This is a genomic window from Sphingomonas abaci (assembly GCF_014199625.1).
Lineage (GTDB): Bacteria > Pseudomonadota > Alphaproteobacteria > Sphingomonadales > Sphingomonadaceae > Sphingomonas > Sphingomonas abaci.
In genome coordinates this window covers 59,154-80,995 of record NZ_JACHNY010000005.1, presented here as the reverse complement: position 1 = coordinate 80,995, position 21,842 = coordinate 59,154, and the positions used below count along the sequence as shown (strand labels likewise).

Below are 21,842 nucleotides of genomic sequence, written 5' to 3'. Positions count from 1 at the left end.
ACGACCAAGCGACAAAGCGTGACGCGCGCATGAGCGGCTGGCGGATCAGCCCGCCGGTGCGCATCCTGATCGGCCTGGCGACCGGGCTGGTGGCTGGGGCGCTGCTCGCCGGGCGGCCATGGGGGGCCTCGCTGGCGATGGTCGCGGGACCGGTCGGCCGATTGTGGCTCGACGCGCTGACGATGACGGTGGTGCCGCTGGTCTTCTCGCTGCTGGCGGGCGGGGTGATGGCGGCGGCGATGCAGGCGGCGGGCGGGCGGATCGTCCTGCGTTCGCTGCTCTGGTTCGCCGTGCTGCTGCTCGCCGCCTGCATGCTCGGTGCGGCGTCGACGCTCGTGACACTGGACCTGTTCCCGCTCCCCGCCGCCGCGCGGCTGCTGCCCGAGGCGGCGGGGCCGGCGTCGACGGCGCTGTCCGGACTGCCGGGCTCGGGCGACTGGCTGGCGGGCATCATCCCGACCAATCCGATCAAGGCGGCGGCGGAGACCGCGATGGTGCCGGTAGTGGTCTTCGCGCTGCTCTTCGGCCTGGCGGCGAGCCGGATCGATCCGGCCTTGCGCGGCGCGGTCGACCGGCTGGTGCGCGCGCTGGCGGAGACGATGCTGGTCATCGTCGGCTGGGTGCTGCTGGTCGCGCCGATCGGCGTGCTCGCGCTGGCGTTCGGCGTGGGGCAGCGGCTGGGCGGCGGCGCGGCGGGCGTGCTGGCGCATTATGTCGCGGTGGTGATCGCGACGGCGATCGTGTCGATCCTGTTCGTCTATACCGTCGCGATCCTGTTCGGCCGGATCGGGCCGCTCGCCTTCGCGCGCGCAGCCTTGCCGGCGCAGGTCATTGCGGTCAGCACGCAATCCTCGCTCGCCTGCCTGCCGGCGATGGTCGAGGCCGCGCCCGGCTTGCGGGTCGCGCAATCCTCCGCCGGCGTCGTGCTGCCGCTGGCGGTGTCGTTGTTCCGCTTGACCAGCGCCGCCGTCAATGTCGCCGTGGCGCTCTACCTGGCGGAGGTGCATCAGGTCGTGCCGGGACCCGCCGCCGTGGCGGCGGGGGTGATCGTGGCGGCCCTGGTCAGCATCGCGGCGGTCGGATTGCCGGCGCAGGTGTCCTTCTTCGCGATCGTCGCACCGGTCTGCCTGGCGATGGGCGTGCCGGTGGCGCTGCTGCCGCTGCTGCTGGCGATCGAGACGCTCCCCGACGTGTTCCGCACGCTGGGCAACGTCACCGCCGACATCGCGGTCATGGCGATCGTCGGGCGGCGGGGCGGCGCGGATGGCGGCGGGGAGGGGGTTGGAGGCGGCAACGGGCCGGCTTGATCCGACCGGGGCGGGGCCGCTATCGTAAGGGATGCCGCCCAGCCCCTCCGCCCCGACCGCGCATGCCGACGCGGAGTCGCCCGATTTCGTCGTGATCGACGTGGAGACGGCATGTTCGCGGGTCAGCAGCATCTGCCAGATCGGCATCGTCGGCTTCCGCCGCGGCGCGGTCTGCTTCGAATATGAGACGCTGGTCGATCCGCGCGACACGTTCAGCGGGTTCAATATCGGCATCCACGGCATCACCGCCGACCATGTGCTGGGCCAGCCCTGTTTCGGCGACCTCCATGCGATTGTCGATGGCCACCTGGCGGGGCGGATCACCGTCGCCCATTCGCATTTCGACAAGGGCGCGCTGGCCGCCGCCTGCCGCGTCCACGACCGGCCGGAGATCGCGACCACCTGGCTGGACAGCGTCCGCGTCGCGCAGCGCGCCTGGCCGGAACTCGGCAGCCACCGGCTGAACGTGCTGGCCCGGCATCTCGGGCTGGAGCATCGCCACCACGACGCGCTGAGCGATGCGCGGGTCGCGGGCATGGTGGTGGTGCGCGCGATCGAGCATAGCGGGCGGCCGCTCGCCGACTGGCTCTCGCCGGCCAAGCCGGTGAAGCGGCCGCCTGCGCCGTCCCCCGCCGCGCATGGCCCATTGGCGGGGCAGCGGATCGCCATCCTGGGCGAGCCGCGCGACGGTCCGCTGGCGCACCGCATCGCCGCGCTGGGCGGTCGGGTGGTGAGCGCCGTCGGCCCGTCCACCACCGTTCTGGCGATCGCGCCGACCGCGCCGACCGGCCCGGCGCTGCAACAGGAGACGCGCTATCGCCGTGCGGAGTCGATGCGCCGCGCGGGTGGCCGCATCCGCATCATGGCGGCGGATCTGCTGCTGTCCGGCGACGGCGGCATCCTCTGATATCCGGCCGAACGGCTTGCGCTCGATCAAGCGCGGCTGGAAACCGGCAAAGCCCGCTTGCCCTGACCGGCCAACCCGTCCTAGGGCTGGATGATAACGTTACCGGGAGAGGGGCTTGCGCGGGTTTCCCTATATACGCTGGACGATCATCGCGCTGTTCGTGGTGGCCATGGTCATCAACTACCTCACCCGCAGCATTCTGGGCGTTGCGGCGCCGGCGATCATGGCCGAGCAGCACATCACGTCCGAACAGTATAGCTGGATCACCGGCGCCTTCCAGTTCGGCATCATGTTTCAGCCGGTCGCCGGCTATCTGCTCGACTTGGTCGGGCTGAAGATCGGCTTCACCCTGTTCGTCGCGGTCTGGTCGTGCATCACGCTGGGCCATGGCTTCGCCCATGGCTGGATGGGGTTCGCCGGCCTGCGCGGCGCGCTGGGCCTGGTCGAGGGATCGGCGCAGCCGGCGGGGATGAAGCTGGTCGCCGAATGGTTTCCGGCGCGCGAGCGCGGCGTGGCGGGCGGCATCTACCAGATCGGCGCGTCGTTCGGCGCGGTGTTCGCGCCGCCGCTGGTCGCCTGGGCGGTGTTCAACCATAGCTGGCGCGCCGCCTTCTTCGTCGCGGGCGGGTTGGGCCTGGCCTGGGTGGTCGCGTGGCTGGTCTGGTATGCGCCACCCGCCCGCCACCGCCGCCTGTCCGACGGCGAGCGCCGGCTGATCGTCGAGGGGCAGGAGGCGGCGCTGGTCCGCCGGCGTCGCCGGCCGCCGCTGGGCGAGTTGCTCCGCCGCCGTAATCTCTGGGCGATCGCGGCGGCGCGCTTCCTGGCCGATCCGGTCTGGGGGATGCTGTCGCTGTGGATGCCGCTCTATCTGGTCCAGGCGCGGCACTTCGACCTGACCCAGATCGCGCTGTTCGCCTGGCTGCCCTTTCTGGCGGCGGACCTGGGCTGCCTGTTCGGCCCGGCCGTGGTCGCCTTCCTGCAACGGCGCGGCGTCCAGTTGATCGACGCGCGGCGCGGTGCCTTCACGCTCGGGGCGCTGCTGATGACCGGCATGATGTTCGTCGGCAGCGTGACCAGCCCGGTTGCCGCGGTCGGGCTGCTGTGCCTGGGTGGCTTCGCGCACCAGACCCTGTCGGTGACGGTCATCACTCTATGTTCCGACCTGTTCCCGCAGGACCAGGTCGCGACCGCGACCGGCGTATCGGGCACCGCCGCCAATCTGGGCGTGCTGATCTTCACCCTGACGCTGGGCGCATTGGTCGACCGGGTCGGCTATCAACCCTTTTTCATCCTGCTCGGCCTGCTCGACCTGGGCGGGGCCGCCTTGCTCTGGACCCTGGTGCGAAAACCCGCATGACCGCTGACACCATCTCCCCTGCGAACCCGATCCTGCGCGGCTTCAACCCCGATCCCTCGATCGTCCGGGTGGGCGAGGATTATTACATCGCCACCTCGACCTTCGAATGGTTTCCGGGCGTGCAGATCCATCACAGCCGCGACCTGGCGGACTGGCGGCTCGTGGCGCGGCCGCTGGTGCGCGCTAGCCAGCTCGACATGCGCGGCGATCCCGATTCGTGCGGCGTATGGGCACCGGACTTGAGCCACAAGGACGGGCGCTTCCACCTGATCTACACCGATGTGAAGCGCTATGGCCGCACCACGGTGGATGGCGCGCGCGGCGCGTCGCTCCGCGACTTCCACAATTACTGGGTGTGGAGCGATCGGATCGACGGCGACTGGTCGGACCCCGTCCATCTCAACAGCAGCGGCTTCGACCCCGCGCTGTTCCACGACGACGACGGACGAAGCTGGCTGCTCAACATGCTCTGGGACCATCGCCCCGGCCGCAAGCGCTTCGCCGGCATCGTCGTGCAGCAGCTCGACATGGCGGCGCGCCGGCTGGTCGGCGAGCGGCGGGTGATCTTCCAGGGCACCGCGCTGGGCTTCACCGAGGGACCGCATCTCTACAAGCGCGACGGCTGGTATCATCTGCTGGTCGCCGAAGGCGGGACCGAGCGCGGCCATGCGGTGACGATGGCCCGGTCGCGCGACCTCTTCGGCCCCTATGCGGTCCATCCCGACGGGCCGGTGTTGACCGCGCGCGATACGCCGGACGCGCCGCTGCAGCGGGTCGGCCATGGCGATCTGGTCGAAACGCCGGAGGGTGCGCCCTGGATGGTGCATCTCTGCGGCCGACCGATGCCGGGCAGCGACCGATGCGTACTGGGGCGCGAGACGGCGATCCAGCCGATGCGCTGGGACGCGGATGGCTGGCTGCGCACCGCCGCGCCACCGCCCGCGATGCTCGAGGAGCGCCCGATCGCCGCGCTCGACCGCTTCGACGGGCCGGATCTGCCCGACGCATTCCAGTGGCTCCGCTCGCCTGCGCCGGACCATCTGTTCAGCTTGACGGAACGGCCGGGGCATCTTCGGCTGTTCGGGCGCGAAACGATCGGCAGCCATTTCGAACAGGCGCTGGTCGCGCGCCGGCAGACGGGCTTCCGCTACGACGCACGGACGCTGGTCGAGGCCGCGCCCGAGCATTTCCAACAGGCCGCCGGGCTGGTCTGCTACTATAACAGCAGCAAATATCATTTCCTGCAGCTCACGGCGGACGATGACGGCCGACGCGTGATCCAGGTCCTGTCGGTGCTGCCGCTTGGCGAGGGGCAGAGCGTGATGACCGATCCCCTGCCACTGCCGGCCGGGCCGATCGAGTTGCGCGCGCGCGTCGACCATGCCGAGCTGCGCTTCGCCTGGCGGGCCGAAGGCGCGGCGGACTGGTGCTGGCTGCCGGAGACGTTCGACGCCAGCCTGTTGTCGGACGAGGCGACCCTGCCGGGTCTGCCCAACTTCACCGGCGCGTTCGTCGGCATGGCCTGCCAGGACATGGCCGGGACCGGGCGGCCGGCGGATTTCGCCTGGTTCGCCTATGACGAGGCGATGGCCTGACCGACCGGAACCCTACCGACCGGCCCTGCCTGGCGGAAAGGCCGGTCGCCCGACATCACGGCCGCGCGGCGATCCAGCCGTGCATCGTCATCCAGCGGGCGAAGGCGTCGAACCAGCCGGTGCTCGTCGTCGCCTTCTGGTACATGCCGAAGCCATGGCCACCCTGTTCATAGAGGTGGAATTCGACGGGCCGCTTCGCCGTCTTCCAGGCTTCGATCAGGCCGAAGCCGCCATTGGCGAAGAAGGGATCGTCGGCGGCCAGCGTCGCGAACAGCGGCGGCGCATCGGCGGGTACGGTCACCGCCGAGAGCGGACCATAGATGTCGGCGATGAAGGCGGGTTTGGCATCCTGGCCCGCCAGCGCCGTCGCCATGGTCAGCATCGCGCCGGCCGAAAAGCCGACCATGCCGATCCGGTCGGGCTGGACATGCCATTCGCCCGCCCGGGCGCGGATCAGCTTGAAGGCGGCGCGCGCATCGGCGATCTGCGGCGCGATGCCGGCCATCATCGCCTCCGTCGACGGGCGGGGCGGCGGGTTGGCGCCGGAGAAGCGTTCGCGCATCTGCCGCTCATAGCCGGCCATGTCGGCGGGCGTCGGGTTCAGCCGATATTTGAGCACAAAGGCCGCCACGCCGCGCGCGGCGAGCGCCTTGGCCACGTCCCAGCCCTCATTCTGCATCGACAGGGTGGTGAAGCCGCCGCCCGGCGCGACGACCACGGCGGCGCCGGTCGCCTTGGCCGGATCGGGCAGGAAGGGGGTGAGCGTGGCGACGCTGACGTTGCGGGCGAAGACGCTGCCATATTGGCTGTGCCAGGCCTCTTTCGCCGTCGCGCCGGGCAGGGGGCCGGTGTCGAGCGTGATCGCACCGGGCTGGGTCGGGGTAGCGATCGCGGCCATGCGGTCGTTCTGGGTCAAGGCGGGCGTCACTGCCGTTAGCGCCAGCGCCAGAACGGCAATTCCGGTCATGCCGCCGCACCGACGCGCGGCAATGCTGCCAAGATGTTGAACCATCGGCGAATCCTCCTCCAATTTCGAAGCAGCTTCGCGGCGCGCCGAGCTAGCGTCAATTCTCCATCACAACGGTCCTGCATGCTCATCGGCAGGGATGGCTGCGACAGCAGCATGTCCTTGCAGCGCAATAATCAATATCGCGACAAAATAACCGATCCGGACGTTACTGTATCAGATAGAGACGGGACCGAGCGATATAGGCCGACAAATTAGAGAGATCAGCGACTTAACCAATTGTTTTAATAATTCTGTAACGTTAGCAAACAGCAATGCCCATCGCGACTTATCTCGAAGCGACGTCATCGTCCGCCCCGCCTATGTCGCAGGCTGCCATCCTCTCGATCTTGTCTCGTGCGCTTTATCCGGATGGTGGCCAGATCGGCAGCGTCGAGGTGATCCGCACGGAATCGATGGTCGCGGACGGTGCGGCGATCTTTCTCCTCGATCACGACCATGTGCTGTTCCTGTCGCCGGCCGCGCATCCCGATGCGGCGGCGATCCAGGCGCAGGCGACGCAGGCCATGGCCGCGCACGGGTCGGTGCTGGCCGAGCGCATCCTGCCGGTCGAGGCGACGGGCACGCTGGCGGGGCGCAGCTTCGTCATCTTGCCGCGCTGCGAACCACTGGCGAGCGGGCGCCTGCGCCGCCTGCTCCAGACGCCGAAGGTGGCAACGACGATCCTGGACTGGCTACGGCGGTTGATCGCGGCCGCCTCGTCGGCCGATGGGGCCGCGGCGGCCGAGTTCCGGCGGTCGCTCGGCGCGCTCGTCGCCATGCAGGACTTGCCCGAGCCGCTTCGCGCCGAGGCCGGACGGCTGGACGCGGCGATCGCCGCCGGCGCGATCGCGCCGCGTCATGTGCCGATGCATGGCGACCTGTGGCGCAACAACATCATGGTCCGGCCTGGCGATGGCGAACTGATGGTGATCGACTGGGCGGGGGGCACGGCCGCAGGCTATGCGATCTACGACCTGATCCGCTTCCACCAATCGTTCAACCTGTCGGCTGACCGGCTGCGGCGCGAACTGCTATGGTATCGCGACGCGCTGGGTGGCGGCGCGGAGGGGCTGGCGATGATCCGCGCCCATCTGCTCGGTGCCTTGGGCCATTATGCCAATCGGCTCGGCGAGTTCCCTCGCGAGCGGTTCGTGGCCCTGGCGCGCGATTGCTACGGCGCGGTGGATTCAGCGCTGATGGGGTTGCCGCGCGGCTGACTGGCGCAGCAGGCTGCGGTCGTCGGGCTGGGCTGCCGCCCAGCCGCGCAGGGTGGACAGACGCCGATGCCGGGTCATCCGGCTGAGAAGCAAACGGGGCAAAGCGAAAATCCTCATGCGTCGGCGGCTCCAAGGCCCTCTTGCACGGCTTTAGTTACGAACCGATGACCAAGCCGTTAAACGATCGGATTTTAGCCGCGCGATCGTGGCGGCGACGCAAGGCTGGCGTCGTACCCACGGCTTTGCGATAGCATGGCCCGATGGACATGATGGCATGACGATCGCGCTGGCCCTGGCCCTTCTGCTGGCGAGCGGAGCGCCCGCGACTGCGGATGGCGCGGCGCAGGACGCGGATTTCAACCGGCTCGCCGCCGCGGAATATGCATGGCGCCAGACGCTGGCGGGGCCGGACGAGGATGCACCCGCCGCGGCGCGGACTGGCTTGCCCGATGTCGGCCCGGCCGCGCAGGCGGCCAAGCTGGCGCGCTGGACCGCGACGATGGCGGCGCTCGACCGGATCGACCCGGCCAGCCTGTCCGCCAGGGCGCGTGACGATTATAGCGTCTATCGCGGGCAGATCGCGGCGCTGCTGGCCGAACAGCGCTTCCGTGACTATGAGAAACCGCTCAACGCGGACACCAGCTTCTGGATGAACGTGGCTGCGGCGGCGCGGGACAGCTATCGCGACGAGGCGGCCCTGCGCCGCTATCTGGGACAGCTTGCTGACCAGCCGCGCTATTTCGATCAGCAGATCGCGAATATGCGCGCCGGGCTGGCGCGTGGCTTCACACCGCCGCGCGTGACCCTGCAGGGGCGCGACGAGAGCGTGGCGCAGGTCGTGCAGGCGGGGCCGGGCGAGGGGTCGCCCTTCTACGCGCCCTTCCGAACGCTGCCCGCGACGATCCCGGCCGTCCGCCAGGCAGCGTTGCGGGCGGAGGCGATCCGCGTGATCGCCGGGGCGGTTGTGCCGGCGCATCGGAGGCTGCTCGCCTTCCTGCGGGACACCTACATCCCCGGCGCGCGCCAGTCGCTCGCCGCGTACGACCTGCCCGACGGCCAGGCCTATTACCGGTCGAAGATCCGCGAATATGTCACGCGCGACCTGTCGCCGGAGGAGATCCACGCCATCGGCCTGCGCGAGGTCGCCAGAATCCGCGCACGGATGCAGCTGGTGATGGGGCAGGTGCGATGGCAGGGCGACCTCACCTCGTTCCTCCAGCACCTGCGCACCGATCCGCGCTTCTACGCCCGGACCCCGCAGGATCTGCTCGACCGCGCCGCGTGGATCGCCAAGACCTTCGACGGCAAGGCATCGACATGGTTCGGGCGGCTGCCGCGGATGCGCTTCGCGATCAAGCCGGTCGCGCCGGAGATCGCGCCCTTCTACACCAGCGGCCGGGGCGGACCCGGCATCTATCTGGTCAACACCTATGACCTGCCGTCGCGGGGCCTCTATTCGCTGCCGGCGCTCACGCTGCATGAAAGCGCACCGGGTCATGCCTTCCAGATGCCCTTCGCCAAGGAACTGACCGAGCTGCCCGATTACCGGCGCGACGACTATATCTCCGCCTATGGCGAGGGCTGGGCGCTCTATTGCGAGGCGCTGGGCGAAGATATGGGCATGTACGAGACGCCCTATGAGCTGTTCGGCATGTTGTCCTACCAGATGTGGCGCGCCGCGCGGCTGGTGGTCGACACCGGCATCCATGCGCAGGGCTGGTCGCGCGAGCAGGCGCAGGCGTTCCTGCGCGACAACACCGCCTTGTCGAACCACGAGATCACCACCGAGGTGGATCGCTATATCGGCTGGCCTGGCCAGGCGCTGAGCTATTACATGGGCGAGCTGGCGTTCCTGGATGCCCGCGCCCGCGCCGAGAAGGCTTTGGGCGAGCGGTTCGACATCCGCGCCTTCCACGACGCGATGCTGAGCTTGGGATCGGTGCCGTTGCCGATGATCGACCGGCGCGTCGAGCGCTTCATCGCCGAGGGCGGCAAGGGGCCGTATCCGTTGCCCTGAACCGCAACGGCCGCTGGTCAGGCCGGCGGGGGCGGTGCGGTGGACTCGCGTTCGACCAGCAGATGGTCGAGGACACGCGGCGATGCGCTGCTGGTCGCGCGGCCGCGCCGCATCGCCTCGATCAGATGCTGCATCGCCTCCGCCGCCAGCGCGCGCACCGGCTGGCGAATGGTGGTGAGCGGCGGCCAGAGCGTGATCGCGGCGGTGCTGTCGTCGAAGCCGACCACGGTCAGGTCGCGCGGCACGTCGAGATGGCGGCGATGCGCGACCGACACGACCGCCGCCGCCATGTCGTCGTTGCTGGCGAAGATGGCGGTCGGCGGTGCCGGGTCGTCGAGCAGCGTCTCGCCCGCGACCAGGCCGCTGGCATAGCTGAAGTCGCCCGGCACGATCCGGGTCGCGTCGATACCCGCATCCGCCGCCGCCGTCTCAAAGCCGGCGAGCCGCTCGCGACTGGCGGTCTGGTCGGGATTGCCGAGCACGAAGCCCAGGCGGCGATGGCCCAGGCCGATCAGGTGGCGGGTCATGTCGAACGCGGCCCGGCGATTGTCGATGCCGATGCAGATCGCCCCGGCCGCGACGCCGCCGACCACCGCCACGGGCAGCTTCGCCTCGGCGAGCAACGCGCGCACCGAATCATTCTCGCCGAGCGGCGGGGCCAGGATCATGCCGCCGATCCGGCCGGCGATCAGCCGCTCGATCTCGGCGGGGGCGGGGGGCTGTCCGGCCTCGCCCTTCAGCAACTGGAGCTGCGCGCCGCGCGCCGAGGCCTCCTCGAACACGCCGGCCAGGAAGCCGCTCATGAAGGCCGCGCTGGGGTTGGAATAGAGCACCCCGATCCGGATCTCGCGCGAAGTGACCAGGCTGCGCGCCATCAGGTTGGGCGTGTAGTTGAGCGTGGCGATCGCCGCCTCGACCAGCCGGCGCGTCTCGTCGCGTACGCCGGGTTCGGCATTGATGACGCGCGAGACCGTCATCGGCGAGACGCCGGCATGTCGGGCGACGTCGATGATGGTCACGCCGCGCGGGCGGCCGGGGGATCGGGCCACGCCTGGATCAGGCCGGATGGAACGGAGGGCGCATCACGGGGTGGTGCCCCGCAGGGTGGGGGCAGGTCAATGGGGCAGGTCGATGGGGCACAGCAAGGACATCGGCACGGCACCTTCTGCCCGGCATCGCGTTCAACAGCGATGACCGAAGACGATGAACGCTGGATGCGGGAGGCGATCCGTATCGCTCGCTCCAAGGGCTCCGACCCGTCCACCTCGCCGCTGGGATCGGTGATCGTGCTGGATGGCCGGGTGATCGCGGCCGAGCGCAACCAGACGCACGAGCTGCCCGACGCCACCGCCCATGCCGAGATGATGGCGATAAGGCGCGGCTGCGAGGCGAGCGGGGCATTGGAATTGCGCGGCGCGACGCTCTATTCCACGCTGCAACCCTGCGGCATGTGCACCATGGCGTCGATCTGGTCAAAGGTCGGCCGGGTCGTCTACGGCGCCGGACGCGCGGATGTGCACCCGATGTATTTCGAGGCGCGCCATGTCGATACGCTGTCCTTCATCGCCGACGCCTATCGCGACGACATCGTGATCGAGGGCGGGTGCCTGCGCGCTGAGTGCGCCGAGCTCTATTATCCACCCGATGCCGACTTGCCGGAGGACGAGCAGGCGAATCTGTGATGGCTCAGTCGTCGGCCTCCAGGCGGGCATACCAGTCGGCATAGCGGGTGGTGCGGGCGAGGTGGCGGTTGAGATCCTCCTCGCCTGGCCACCAGACCGGGCCGCGCTCGCCCAGCGCGACCTTGGCGGCGTCGACCGCGGCGCGGGCGGCACGGAGCGCGTTGGTGTCGCCGTCAGACAACGCCGAGCGAACGCCGCGCCGCGCGGCCATCAGTGCGGCGACGTGCTTCTGTCGCTCGCCTTCCGGCAAATGCGGGTTGGCGCGCCGCCACAGCCGTCCGCGCACCACGATATAGCGGCCATCGGGCGTGACTGGCGGCGCATTCACCGCCGCTGCCGCCACAGCCAGGTGCCGATGCCCGCCAAGCCCAGCGCCGCCGCCGCGCCGATCGCCGCCTTGCGACCCCGCTGCGGATCGCGGCGGCCGCCATCGGGCCCGCTTGCCCCTGCGGGCGGGGCATGGACCGCGCCGCTGCCGTCGGCACCACGTTCGGCATGGCGGGACCAGACGTCCATGAAACCGTTCATTGTCGCCGCCATCAGATTGGGCATGGCGAACTGGCCAAGCTTGAGCGCCAGCGCCGGTGCCCCGATCACGGTCGTGTTGCGCGGGTGGCGCGCCAGCCGTACGACGGCCCGGGCCACGCTGTCCGGCGAAAGCGCGCCGGGCGGCAGCGACAGGCGCGCGCCGGTGTAATTGCCCGCATGATCGATCCCCGGCGTGTCGACGAAGGTCGGGTAGACATCGCAGATATGGATGCGCGGATATTTCGAGACCTCCCCGCGCAATGCCTGGGACAGGCCACGCAGGCCGAACTTGCTGGCGGCGTAGGCGGCGGCATAGGGTGTCGCGACGAAGCCGCCGACCGAGATCATGTTGACCCAGATGCCGTGTTCCTGCGCCAGGAAGATCGGCAGCACGGCATGCGCTTCGTTCATGTGCGCGGTCAGGTTGGTGTCGATGACGCGGGCATGATCCTCGATCGGCACCTGCTGGAAGCGGCCGACCACGCCGACGCCGACGCAGCTGAACCACAGGTCGATGCCGTCGAGGGCTTGCTGCGCGTCTTGCGCGAAGGCGGCGACCGCGGCCGCGTCGGTCACGTCCAGCACCTGCGTTCCTGCGGTGCCGCCTGCGGCACGGCAGCGTGCGGCGATATCGTCCAGCCCCTCCGCCCCGCGGGCGGCGAGCAGGACATGCGCACCTTCCCTGGCGAAGGCGATGGCAGTGGCGGCGCCGATGCCGCTGGATGCGCCGGTGACGACGATGCGCAAGGGATGGTGGGTCATGGCGGTTCCTCGTTCAGGCCGGCCATGGACGCTTGAGCGCGGACCCGCGTTCCCATCGACGCTTGTCGCGCGTGCGGGCCTGCCCTACCGCGCCTGTCCCGCCTTTATGATCAGGATCAGGTTCGTCACGGTGCATCAGGATCTTCGATCGGCTTTCCGTGATCATGGCCCGGCGTCCGCACGGCGACGAAGCGGGATCGTCGCGCTGGCGGCGATGCTGGTGCTGGCGCTGCTGCTGCGCGGCTGGGACTTCGGCAACCCGGTGCTCGATATCGACGAGCAATGGTATCTGCTGGTCGGCGACCGGATGGTGCACGGCGCGGTGCCGTTCATCGATCTTTGGGACCGCAAGCCGCTGGGGCTGTTCCTGCTGTTCGCCGGGTTCCGGCTGATCCCGGCGGACGGCATCGTCACCTATCAGGTCGCGGCAGCTCTGTGCGCGGGCGCGACCGCGACGGTGATCCTCACCATCGCGCGTCGCCTGGGCGCCGCCCCGGTCGGCGGGTGGAGCGCGGGGGTGCTCTATCTGCTGACCATGGCGGTCATCGGCGGGCAGGGCGGGCAGTCGCCGGTCTTCTACAATCTGCCGGTGGCGCTGGCGGCGCTGCTGGCCATGCGCCTGCCGCGCCTGACCGCCGATCGTGCGGTGCAGGCGATCGGGCGCAACGGCCTGGCCGCCTGCGCGCTGTGCGGCGTGGCGATCCAGATCAAATATACCGCCGCGTTCGAGGGGCTGTTCATCGGCCTGGCGCATCTCTGGGCGATCGCGCGCGTGCGCCGGCCGGGCGCGACGATCGGCTGGACGCTGGCCTGGGGCGTGGCGGGGATCGCGCCGACCCTGGCAGTCGCTGCGGCCTATGCGATGATGGGCGCGGGCGCGTTCCAGGCCTTCTGGTTCGCCAATTTCGTGTCGATCACGCTGCGCCAGGCCTATCCGGCGGGCAAGACGATGCTGAATTTGGCGGGGCTGCTCGGGCAGATCGCGCCCCTGTTGATCGGGGCTGGCGTGACGCTGGCGCGGATCGGTCCACGTGCCGCCCGCCATCCGGTCCATGCGCTGGCGATCGGCTGGCTGTTGGCGGCGGTGATCGGCTTCGCGTGCATCGGCACCTTCTACGACCATTATGGCCTGCCGTTGCTGCCGCCGCTCGCGGCGCTCGCCGGCTGGTCGCTTGGCCGATCCATCAGGCTGCGCGCCTTCGTCATCGTTACGGCGATGCTGGTCTTTGTCGGCGAACGGGTGGACATGCCGGACGATCGCGCCGCGATTGCACCGGCCGTGGCGCTGATCCGCGCGAATACCGGCAGCGGGGCCTGTCCCTATGTCTTCAACGGGCCAGCGATCCTCTATTATCTGGCCGATCGCTGTGTTCCCACCCCTTATGCCTTTCCCAACACCCTGGGTCATGCGATCGAAGGCGGAGCGACGGGCGTCGACGAGGGGCGCGAGGTGGCGCGGATCATGGCAACGCGCCCGGCGGTGGTGGTGACGCTGGACCGTCCGGCAAGCTTCTTCAACCCGGCCAGCCTTGCGGTGGTGACGGCGGCGCTGACGCGCGACTATTGCCTGGCGATGACCCTTCCGCGCGACAAGCGGACGGTGCGCGTCTACCTGCGCTGCGCCCAGCCGGCCGCTACCAGGGCACGCTGAGCGCGATCGTCGCCAGCGGCACCACCGGCGCGGTGGTGCCATCCGGCGCGTCGAGCCGGCGCAGGCGACGATCGCGGGCGATCGCCACGATCTCCGCCCGCCAGGTCGCGATACGCCCCAGCGGGCGCTGCAGCGCGAGGCCGGCGCTGGCATAGCGCCGGTCGCCGCTGTCCGGTCCATAGAAGCCGCTCCAGCCGACACCCGCCACGATCGGCGCCGACACGGTCGTCTCGCCCCAGCTGATCTCCGGCGACAGGCCGAGCAGCGTGAAGACGCCGCCATCGCCCTGGGTGCGGCGGGTCACGACCAGGTTCGGCCGCCACCAGCCGAGACCCCGCGCCCGGGCATAGCGGATCGACAGGCTCGCCTCGTGCGTCGTTCCGGCGACACCATTGGGGCTGGCCTTGATCGCATAGGCGGCGGCGGTGGTCAGGCCTTTCGTCGGCTGCCAGGCGAGCGCGACGATCGTGTTGCTTTCATACCAGCGTCGGGGCGTCACGCGTTCGTCGGGCGAGGGTGCGTGGAAGCCGTTGGAACTCTGCCCGATCAGGAACAGCCGCGCGTCGCCCGCGGCGTCGCGCGCCAGCACCCCGGCCAGCGTGACGGCGGCATGGACCGGCAGGCGCGACAGACCGGCATCGTCATCGTCATAGGCGCCGCGCGCATAGTCGCCGTTGCGTACGTCCAGCGACGCTGTGCCGTGGAGCGAACCGGTCGGCACCTCGACGGTGCCGAGCGTCGCGTCTTCGGTGTCGATCACCGGCACCGACTGCCGCTCCGCCGCCCTGACCGCGACCGGCGCGAGCAGCGCCAGCGCGGCCCCCAGCAAAACACTCACGAAGCGGGGCGGACCAGCCAGACCGTGTCGCCGGCATCGTCGACCACGAACACCGCGCCATCGCTGCGCGTCTGGACGCTGACCGGGCGGCCATAGACCTCGCCCTTCTTCGCGTCGGCCACGAAGCCGGTCAGGAAGGGGCGCGGCTCGGCGGTCGGGCGGCCTTGCGCGAACGGGACGGCAAGCACGTCATAGCCGATGAACTCGGCCCGGTTCCATGATCCGTGCCGCGCGACATAGGCAAGCTGGTCGGTGCCGCCCCGATCCTTGGCGAAGGCGAGGCCCAGGGCTGCGGCGTGGGGACCGACCGCGACGTCGGGCAGGAGGGTGGTGGCGAGCAGCTCGCGCCGCTCGTTGGCGTGGCGCGGGTCCTGCCGGCCATAATAGCTGTAGGGCCAGCCATAGAAGCCGCCCTCGCGCACCCCGACCAGATAGTCGGGCGAGACGTCGTCGCCGAGATGGTCGCGCTCGTTCACCGCCGTCCACAGGGTGCCGGTGGTCGGCGCGAAGTCCATGCCGACGGGGTTGCGCAGCCCGCTGGCGTAGAGCCGCTCACGCCCGGTGGCGAGGTCGATCGCCAGGATCGCGGCGCGGCGCTTCTCCTCGTCCATCCCGTGTTCGGCGACATTGGAGGCGGAGCCGACCGAGATATAGAGGGTGCGCGCATCCGGGCTGAGCAGCAGATTGCGCGTCCAGTGATTGTTGTAGCCGCCCGCCGGCAGCGTCGCGATCGTCTTCGGCGCGGCGGTGATGCGCGTCTCGCCCGGCTGGAAGGGGAAGCTGACCACGCCGTCCGTGTTGGCGACATAGAGGCGTCCGCCCGCATATTGCATACCGAACGGCTGGTTCAGCCCCTCGCGCAGCACGAAGCGCTGCTCCGCCACGCCGTCGCGGTCGGCATCGCGCAACAGGGTGATGCGATTGGCGCTGAAGCCGGTCGTCTTGGACAACGCCTGCCCGCGCTGCACCTCGGGCTCGGCGTCAAGCTTGGGCTTGGTGCGCGCCTCCGCGACCAGCACGTCGCCATTGGGCAGCAGCAGCGCCTGGCGCGGATAGTCGAGGCCATCGGCGAACTTCACCACCTGATAGCCGCGCGGCGCCACAGGCGTGCGCCCCGCCGGCCAGCCGATGGTGCGCGGGTGGTTGACGACCGACTCGGTGGCATAGGGCGGAGCCTGGGTCGGCGCGCCGAGCACGGGCCTGGTGGCGGTGCCGCTGGGCGGGGTCTGCGCCTGCGCGGCGGTCGGCAAGAGTAGGGCGGAGGCGCAGAGCCTCAAGGCGGATGAACGGTTCATGACAACTCCCGGTTGGTGTCCATCCCAACCCGCCGATCCCTTGCCCGGCTCCTCGCCAGGAAAAAGAATTGTGCCGACACGGGCCTTTATTTGAATCCGGCGGCGGTGTCGCGATTGCAAGGAATACAATCGCGGGGTCGGGGTGTTGTTGCGCTGCACCGGTCGATGGTGGTGCGGCGCAACAAGGACATATCGGATCATGGCACGGACGATCGCGGACCTTCTTACCAGCACTCTGGTCGAAGCCGGGGTGGAGCGGATCTGGGGCGTGACGGGCGACAGTCTCAACGCCTTCAACGAAAGCCTCCGCCAGTCGGGCGCGATCGCGTGGATGCACGTCCGCAACGAGGAGGCGGGTGCCTTCGCGGCGGGCGCGGAGGCGGCGGCGACTGGTGGACTGGCGGTGTGCGCGGGCAGTTGCGGGCCGGGCAATCTTCACCTGATCAACGGCTTGTACGACTGCCACCGCAACCGCGTGCCGGTGCTGGCAATCGCGGCGCATATCCCGTCCAGCGAGATCGGCCTGTCCTATTTCCAGGAGACACATCCGACCGAGCTGTTCCGCGAATGCAGCCATTTCTGCGAGATGGTGCAGGATGCCAAGCAGATGCCCGAATTGCTCCACCGCGCGATCCGCACCGCGATCGGCCAGCGCGGCGTGGCGGTGCTGGTGATCCCCGGCGACGTGGCGCTGCTGCCCGCACCCGAGACGCGCGACGTGGCCTTCACGCTGCCAGCGACCCCGCGCCTGGTGCCGGACGAGGCGACGCTGGCGCAGGTCGCGACGCTGCTCAACGATGCGGAGCGGGTGACGCTGCTGTGCGGCGCGGGCGTCGCCGGCGCGCATGACGAGGTCATCGCGCTGGCGGAGGCGCTGCAGGCCCCGATCGTCCATGCTTATCGCGGCAAGGAGTGGATCGAGTGGGACAATCCGCATGATGTCGGCATGACCGGCCTGATCGGTTTCGCGTCGGGCTATCATGCGATGATGGAATGCGACACGCTGCTGATGCTCGGCACCGACTTCCCCTATCGCAACTTCTATCCCGAACAGGCCAAGGTAGTGCAGGTCGACCGCGATCCCGGCGCGCTAGGCCGGCGCGTGCCGCTCGACCTAGGCGTGGTCGGCGATGTCGGCGAGACCGCACGGGCGTTGCGGCCGTTGATCCGGGGCGGCCGCGACAGCGGCTTCCTGGCCAAGGCGAAGGATCATTATCGCGAGGCTCGCCGCGGGCTGGACGAGTTGGCGACGCCGCGCGATGGCGACAAGCCGCTCCACCCGCAATTCGTCGCCGCGACGATCGACCGGCTGGCGGCCGCGGACACGATCTTCACCGCCGATGTCGGCACGCCATCGGTCTGGGCGGCCCGCTATCTGCGGATGAACGGGCGGCGGCGGATCATCGGCTCGTTCAACCATGGCTCGATGGCCAACGCCATGCCCCAGGCATTGGGCGCGCAGGCGGCCTTTCCCGGGCGGCAGGTGGTGTCGCTGTCGGGTGATGGCGGGCTCGCCATGTTGATGGGCGATATGCTGACCGCGATCCAGATGAAGCTGCCGGTCAAGATCGTGGTCTTCAACAACGGCACGCTCGGCTTCGTCGAGTTGGAGCAGAAGGCCGCCGGCTATGTCGATACCAATGTCTCCCTGCAAAATCCCGACTTCGCCGCGATCGCGCGCGAGATGGGCTATGCGGCCGAGCGGGTGACGCGGTCGGACGCGTTGGAGGGGGCGCTACGCGCCGCCTTCGCGCATGACGGCCCGGCGCTGGTCGATGTGGTGACCGAGGGGCTGGAACTGGTGATGCCGCCCAAGATCAAGGCCGAGCAGGTCAGGGGCTTCAGCCTTTATGCCGCGCGCGCGGTGATGAGCGGGCGCGGGACCGAGGTGGTCGAACTGGCACGGGCCAATCTGTTCCGGTGAGCGGGATGGCGAAGGTGGTCGGCGCGCCGTTCGGGCGGTTGCGCGCGGTCGCCTTCGTCCTGCGCTGCACCGCCGCGGCCGTGGTCGCGGCGGCGGTGGCGCAGAGGCTGGGATTGGGCCATCCGGTCTGGGCTTGCGTGTCGGCGCTGGTGGTGTCGCAGGACCGGATCGGCGACACCCACCGCGCGCTGGGCTGGCGGGTCGCGGCGACTCTGATCGGGCTGGTCGTAGCGTTGCTGTCCGCCACGGTGCTGCCGGGTGGATCGGCGGAACTGCGGCTGGCGCTGGCGGTCGGCATCGCGGCGAGCATCACGCGCTGGCGGGCGGAGACGCGGGTCTGCATGTGGACCGCCGTCATCGTGCTGACCACGGTGCCGCCGGGGGGGACGGTCGTCCGGACCGGCCTCGACCGCGCGCAGGAGGTGCTGCTCGGCGCGCTGATCGGTGCGGTGCTGCACCAGATCGCGGAAGGGGTGATCCTGCGGCTGGAGCGTCGCGCGGCCGCCCGGGCGCGGTAAGAGGCGCGGGTGGACAGCCGCGACATCCGGATCCCGCGCCGGCCCCGCGGCGGGGGGTGGGACCGGTCAGGCCGCACGGGCGGTCGCGCCAGCCGCCGCAACCGCTTCCTTACGCGACGCGGCAGGGGCGACAAGGGTGGCAGGGTCGGCAGGGAGAGCGAGATGGCCGGTCGAATCGCAGGCCTCCAGTTCCAGGGTGAACCCGGGGCCGCCGCGCTGGCGCGCCAGTTCGACCGTCCAGTGCGCGCGGCCGACGCCCGGAGCGGGCAGCCGTACCGAAGGCGCGCAACCAATCCGCCAGCGCGTCATCGCCGTCGACGTCTCCATCAGTGGGCAGCAGGCCGGGCGCCGCCAGTGCCGGGCGAGCAGGGCGGGGGCGTCGCCCGCCATCGCCGCCAGTTGCAGCCGCCGCGTCGCGACCAGGTCGGCGCGCTTCACCTCGCCGACGACCGCCGCCAGCCCTCCGTGGCGCAGGGCGTCCTCCATCACCGCCAGCACCTGGCTGTCGTCACGGGTCTCGACGAAGAGCAGGGTGGCGGGGTCGAGGCCTGCCTGTTCCAGGCCGGGCGCATAGAGGTCGAACCGGGTCAGCGCCCAGAGGACGCGCCGGCCCTTGCGAGCGGCGGCGCGGGCGGCGATGCCGACCGTGAACAGCGTCGCGGCGGCATCGTCGTTCAGCGTCGGCGCGGCGGCGGCGATCTCGTGCAGTCCACCCAGCGCCAGCCCGCCCTCGGCCAGCCGATGGTCCATCGCCTCCACGCCGAACGGCATGACGCCGGCTTCCCCCTGCCGCTTGTCCTGGCTGAGCACGGCCCGTAGCGCGGCGATCCGTTTGCCGGGGGGATCATCGGGCGGATCAGCGGGAGCAAGCTGGGACATGGGCATAGCGACTCATCTGTTCGCTATATGTTCCAGGGTTATTGACTAATGGTCAAGGCGATACGGCATCGGCGGGGGCCGACCGCCGCGTTCGGCGCGGCGGTCGTCAGGCTATCGAACAGCGACCAACCCGTAGCCCGCCGAACGGACCGGCGCCTGGTCAGCCGATCGCATGAAGGATCCCGCGCTCCAGCCCGCGCAGCTCGGCGAGACCGCGCATTCGGCCGAGCAGCGAATAGCCGGGATTGGTGCGCTTGGTCAGGTCGTCGAGCATCTGATGGCCATGATCGGGCCGCATCGGGATGCTGCGGTCCTCGCGCTGCTGGAGGCGGCTCACCGCCGCGACGACAGCGGGCATGTGGGCATCGCCCTCCAGATGCGGGGCTTCGTGGAACGCGCCGTCCGGCTCGCGCGCGACGGCGCGCAGGTGGAGGAAGCCGATGCGGTCGCCCAGCCGATCGACCATGCCGGGCAGGTCGTTGTCGGCGCGCACGCCGAAGGACCCGGTGCAGAAGCACAGGCCGTTCGACCGGTTCGGCACGCGTTCGAACAGCGCGGCCACGTCCCGTTCGGTGCTGACCACGCGCGGCAGGCCGAAGATCGGGAAGGGCGGGTCGTCGGGGTGGACGACCAGCTGCACGTCCAGTTCGTCCGCGACCGGGCAGACCGCCTCCAGAAAGGCGACATGGTTGGCGCGCAGCGCGTCGGCCGAAATCCCGTCATAGCCGGCGATGGCGTCGCGGAACTGCGCGACGGTGAAGCTTTCCTCGCTGCCCGGCAGGCCGGCGATGATGGTGCGTTCCAGCCGGTGCCGGGCCTCCGCGTCCATGCCCGCGACGCGGGCGGCGGCGGCCTCGACCATGGCGGGCGCATAATCCCCGGCCGCGCCCGGCCGTTCGAGGAGATGGATGTCGAAGGCGGCGACCGCCTCCAGCTCGAACCGCAGCGCCAGCGCGCCGTCCGGCATCGCCCAAGCCAGATCGGTGCGCGTCCAGTCGAGCAGCGGCATGAAGTTATAGGTGACGGTGCGGATGCCCGCCGCCGCCAGGTGGCGCAGGCTCCGGGCATAGGCATCGATCAGCCGGTCCCAGTCCGGTCCCCGGGTCTTGATCCCTTCATGGACGGGCAGGCTCTCGACCACGTCCCACTCCAGACCCGCCTCACGGATCATCGCTTGACGGGCGAGGATCGTCTCCAGCGGCCAGACCGCGCCATTGGGCAGTTCGTGCAGCGCGGTGACGATGCCGGTCGCCCCAGCCTGGCGGATGTCGCGCAAGGAGACCGGATCGGCCGGGCCGAACCAGCGCATCGTCTGTGTCATCATCCTGCGGTCGGCCTGCTGCACCCCAATCTCCCATCGCTGCCCGGACATATGGTACCGGTATCTCGCAGCACGCTCATGCCCGCACTCGGGCCGAATCGAAAGCCTAAAGGGTCCCGGATGCAGGCGCGGCTGCGGACTAGCGGACGCGTTTGACGAAGGAGCGGCCGCCCTCGCGGCGTTCGATCTGGAAATTGGGCACCGCCTCGATCAGGTCCGACAGGCGGCGATAGCCATAGTTGCGCACGTCGAAACTCGACCGATTGGCGGCGAGCTGGCCCATGGCGGAGAGCGAGACGAAGCCCTTCTCGTCCCGCTTGGTCGCGTCGTAGGCGGCGATCAGCAACTCGACCAGTTCGGGGTCGACCGGCGCCTTCGGCTTGGCCGCGCGATTGGGGACGATCGCGGGCGGCAACGACTCGGCGATCGGCACGTCCTTGCTGGCCGGTTTCGCCGCGGCCGGCGATGCGACGGGAGCGGGTTGCGGGGTAGCGGCCGGCGCCGTGGCAGGGGCAGGGGCAGGGGCGGCAAGGGGGAGGGATGCGGCGACCGGCGTCGCGATCTCGGGCGTGCGGGCGGTCAGCGCGCCTACGTCGATGAAGCGGGTGCAAGCGCGCTTGAATGCCTCGGGCGTGCGGCTGGTGCCGAAGCCGTAGACCGGGATGCCCTCCTGCCGGATGCGCATCGCCAGCGGCATGAAGTCCGAATCAGACGACATGATGCCGAACCCCTCGACCTTGCCGCGGAACAGCAGGTCCATGGCGTCGATCGTCATTTTCATGTCGGTGGCGTTCTTGCCTTTGGTCAGGTCGAACTGCTGCTGCGGCTCGATGCCGTGCTTCACCGTCATGTCGCGCCAGCCTTTCAGCGCCGGCTTCGACCAGTTGCCATAGACCCGGCGGACGTTGACCGTGCCGAGTTCGGCCAGCACGGTCAGCACCGGATCGATGGTGGCGGCGGACGCATTGTCGGCGTCGATCAGCAGCGCGATGTTGCGGGTGGGCGTTTCTTCCATGATCCCCGTCTCGCAAGCCC

The 21,842-nt window shown here is 69.9% G+C and carries 19 protein-coding genes; 10 read left to right on the top strand and 9 right to left on the bottom strand.

All coding sequences use genetic code 11. From position 1 onward, the window contains the following. Positions 1-29: 29 nt before the first annotated feature. The 4 genes from GGQ96_RS12705 to GGQ96_RS12690 all read left to right on the top strand — a co-directional run bounded on the left by GGQ96_RS12705 (position 30) and on the right by GGQ96_RS12690 (position 5,166). Positions 30-1,307, top strand: a complete 1,278-nt coding sequence (locus GGQ96_RS12705; RefSeq protein ID WP_221239958.1) for a dicarboxylate/amino acid:cation symporter — start codon at positions 30-32, stop codon at positions 1,305-1,307. 31 nt (positions 1,308-1,338) lie between these two features. Further along, positions 1,339-2,214, top strand: coding sequence for an exonuclease domain-containing protein (locus tag GGQ96_RS12700; RefSeq protein WP_184115316.1), 876 nt, complete (start codon positions 1,339-1,341; stop codon positions 2,212-2,214). A gap of 115 nt (positions 2,215-2,329) precedes the next feature. Next, positions 2,330-3,571, top strand: coding sequence for an MFS transporter (locus GGQ96_RS12695; protein ID WP_221239957.1), 1,242 nt, complete (start codon positions 2,330-2,332; stop codon positions 3,569-3,571). Further along, positions 3,568-5,166: a glycoside hydrolase family 43 protein gene (locus GGQ96_RS12690; RefSeq protein ID WP_184115313.1), complete on the top strand. Its 1,599-nt coding sequence runs from the start codon at positions 3,568-3,570 to the stop codon at positions 5,164-5,166. Before GGQ96_RS12695 ends, GGQ96_RS12690 begins: the two co-directional genes overlap by 4 nt. A 55-nt stretch (positions 5,167-5,221) precedes the next feature. Here GGQ96_RS12690 and GGQ96_RS12685 read toward each other — a convergent pair whose 3' ends face one another. Further along, complete coding sequence (locus GGQ96_RS12685) at positions 5,222-6,133, bottom strand: alpha/beta hydrolase (protein ID WP_246360564.1); 912 nt, start codon at positions 6,131-6,133, stop codon at positions 5,222-5,224. 314 nt (positions 6,134-6,447) lie between these two features. On the opposite strand from GGQ96_RS12685, the gene GGQ96_RS12680 reads away from it, so the two are divergent. Together GGQ96_RS12680 and GGQ96_RS12675 are read left to right on the top strand one after the other, a co-directional pair. Continuing rightward, positions 6,448-7,392, top strand: a complete 945-nt coding sequence (locus GGQ96_RS12680; protein WP_246360539.1) for a phosphotransferase — start codon at positions 6,448-6,450, stop codon at positions 7,390-7,392. A gap of 274 nt (positions 7,393-7,666) precedes the next feature. Further along, positions 7,667-9,409 (top strand): DUF885 domain-containing protein, encoded by a 1,743-nt coding sequence (locus tag GGQ96_RS12675; RefSeq protein ID WP_184115309.1) that lies wholly within the window; start codon positions 7,667-7,669, stop codon positions 9,407-9,409. A gap of 17 nt (positions 9,410-9,426) precedes the next feature. Here the strand turns inward: GGQ96_RS12675 and GGQ96_RS12670 are convergent, their stop codons facing one another. Then, a complete protein-coding gene (locus GGQ96_RS12670) occupies positions 9,427-10,458 on the bottom strand; it encodes a LacI family DNA-binding transcriptional regulator (RefSeq protein WP_425506702.1) in 1,032 nt (343 codons plus the stop codon). A gap of 141 nt (positions 10,459-10,599) precedes the next feature. On the opposite strand from GGQ96_RS12670, the gene GGQ96_RS12665 reads away from it, so the two are divergent. Further along, the gene (locus GGQ96_RS12665; protein ID WP_184115307.1) at positions 10,600-11,091 is read left to right on the top strand and encodes a nucleoside deaminase; all 492 of its coding nucleotides are present in this window, start codon (positions 10,600-10,602) and stop codon (positions 11,089-11,091) included. Between the two features lie 4 nt (positions 11,092-11,095). On the opposite strand, the gene GGQ96_RS12660 is transcribed toward GGQ96_RS12665, so the two are convergent. Then, the gene (locus GGQ96_RS12660; protein WP_184115305.1) at positions 11,096-11,419 is read right to left on the bottom strand and encodes a hypothetical protein; all 324 of its coding nucleotides are present in this window, start codon (positions 11,417-11,419) and stop codon (positions 11,096-11,098) included. Next, positions 11,416-12,381, bottom strand: coding sequence for an SDR family oxidoreductase (locus tag GGQ96_RS12655; RefSeq protein ID WP_221239956.1), 966 nt, complete (start codon positions 12,379-12,381; stop codon positions 11,416-11,418). The genes GGQ96_RS12660 and GGQ96_RS12655 overlap by 4 nt, the downstream gene beginning before the upstream one ends. Before the next feature lie 130 nt (positions 12,382-12,511). On the opposite strand from GGQ96_RS12655, the gene GGQ96_RS12650 reads away from it, so the two are divergent. Then, positions 12,512-14,032 (top strand): hypothetical protein, encoded by a 1,521-nt coding sequence (locus GGQ96_RS12650; protein ID WP_343059038.1) that lies wholly within the window; start codon positions 12,512-12,514, stop codon positions 14,030-14,032. Here GGQ96_RS12650 and GGQ96_RS12645 read toward each other — a convergent pair. Both GGQ96_RS12645 and GGQ96_RS12640 read right to left on the bottom strand, forming a co-directional pair. Next, the gene (locus tag GGQ96_RS12645; RefSeq protein WP_184115303.1) at positions 14,016-14,870 is read right to left on the bottom strand and encodes a hypothetical protein; all 855 of its coding nucleotides are present in this window, start codon (positions 14,868-14,870) and stop codon (positions 14,016-14,018) included. The genes GGQ96_RS12650 and GGQ96_RS12645 overlap by 17 nt on opposite strands. Then, on the bottom strand, positions 14,867-16,165 hold the full coding sequence (locus GGQ96_RS12640) for a PQQ-dependent sugar dehydrogenase (protein ID WP_184115301.1): 1,299 nt from the start codon (positions 16,163-16,165) through the stop codon (positions 14,867-14,869). The genes GGQ96_RS12645 and GGQ96_RS12640 overlap by 4 nt, the downstream gene beginning before the upstream one ends. Positions 16,166-16,364: 199 nt before the next feature. Here GGQ96_RS12640 and poxB point away from each other — a divergent pair, with 199 nt between their 5' ends. Both poxB and GGQ96_RS12630 read left to right on the top strand, forming a co-directional pair. Further along, positions 16,365-18,089, top strand: coding sequence for a ubiquinone-dependent pyruvate dehydrogenase (poxB, locus tag GGQ96_RS12635; protein WP_184115299.1), 1,725 nt, complete (start codon positions 16,365-16,367; stop codon positions 18,087-18,089). A 5-nt stretch (positions 18,090-18,094) separates the two neighbouring features. Then, on the top strand, positions 18,095-18,607 hold the full coding sequence (locus GGQ96_RS12630) for an FUSC family protein (RefSeq protein ID WP_184115297.1): 513 nt from the start codon (positions 18,095-18,097) through the stop codon (positions 18,605-18,607). Positions 18,608-18,673: 66 nt separating this feature from the next. Here the strand turns inward: GGQ96_RS12630 and GGQ96_RS12625 are convergent, their stop codons facing one another. From GGQ96_RS12625 to GGQ96_RS12615, 3 genes are all read right to left on the bottom strand, one after another. Then, positions 18,674-19,492 (bottom strand): ImuA family protein, encoded by an 819-nt coding sequence (locus GGQ96_RS12625; RefSeq protein WP_246360535.1) that lies wholly within the window; start codon positions 19,490-19,492, stop codon positions 18,674-18,676. Between the two features lie 154 nt (positions 19,493-19,646). Continuing rightward, the gene (gene uxuA / locus GGQ96_RS12620) at positions 19,647-20,807 is read right to left on the bottom strand and encodes a mannonate dehydratase (protein ID WP_246360533.1); all 1,161 of its coding nucleotides are present in this window, start codon (positions 20,805-20,807) and stop codon (positions 19,647-19,649) included. 139 nt (positions 20,808-20,946) lie between these two features. After that, complete coding sequence (locus GGQ96_RS12615) at positions 20,947-21,822, bottom strand: NYN domain-containing protein (protein WP_184115295.1); 876 nt, start codon at positions 21,820-21,822, stop codon at positions 20,947-20,949. Between the last annotated feature and the right edge of the window lie 20 nt (positions 21,823-21,842).

Excerpts from the sequence above, each read along its gene's own strand:
- GGQ96_RS12705 (WP_221239958.1), top strand. The coding sequence starts at position 30 with ATGAGCGGCTGGCGGATCAGCCCGCCGGTGCGCATCCTGATCGGCCTG.
- GGQ96_RS12700 (WP_184115316.1), top strand. The coding sequence starts at position 1,339 with ATGCCGCCCAGCCCCTCCGCCCCGACCGCGCATGCCGACGCGGAGTCG.
- GGQ96_RS12690 (WP_184115313.1), top strand. The coding sequence starts at position 3,568 with ATGACCGCTGACACCATCTCCCCTGCGAACCCGATCCTGCGCGGCTTC.
- GGQ96_RS12685 (WP_246360564.1), bottom strand. The coding sequence starts at position 6,133 with ATGACCGGAATTGCCGTTCTGGCGCTGGCGCTAACGGCAGTGACGCCC.
- GGQ96_RS12680 (WP_246360539.1), top strand. The coding sequence starts at position 6,448 with ATGCCCATCGCGACTTATCTCGAAGCGACGTCATCGTCCGCCCCGCCT.
- GGQ96_RS12675 (WP_184115309.1), top strand. The coding sequence starts at position 7,667 with ATGACGATCGCGCTGGCCCTGGCCCTTCTGCTGGCGAGCGGAGCGCCC.
- GGQ96_RS12665 (WP_184115307.1), top strand. The coding sequence starts at position 10,600 with ATGACCGAAGACGATGAACGCTGGATGCGGGAGGCGATCCGTATCGCT.
- GGQ96_RS12655 (WP_221239956.1), bottom strand. The coding sequence starts at position 12,381 with ATGACCCACCATCCCTTGCGCATCGTCGTCACCGGCGCATCCAGCGGC.
- GGQ96_RS12640 (WP_184115301.1), bottom strand. The coding sequence starts at position 16,165 with ATGAACCGTTCATCCGCCTTGAGGCTCTGCGCCTCCGCCCTACTCTTG.
- poxB (WP_184115299.1), top strand. The coding sequence starts at position 16,365 with ATGGCACGGACGATCGCGGACCTTCTTACCAGCACTCTGGTCGAAGCC.
- GGQ96_RS12630 (WP_184115297.1), top strand. The coding sequence starts at position 18,095 with ATGGCGAAGGTGGTCGGCGCGCCGTTCGGGCGGTTGCGCGCGGTCGCC.
- GGQ96_RS12625 (WP_246360535.1), bottom strand. The coding sequence starts at position 19,492 with ATGCCCATGTCCCAGCTTGCTCCCGCTGATCCGCCCGATGATCCCCCC.
- uxuA (WP_246360533.1), bottom strand. The coding sequence starts at position 20,807 with ATGACACAGACGATGCGCTGGTTCGGCCCGGCCGATCCGGTCTCCTTG.
- GGQ96_RS12615 (WP_184115295.1), bottom strand. The coding sequence starts at position 21,822 with ATGGAAGAAACGCCCACCCGCAACATCGCGCTGCTGATCGACGCCGAC.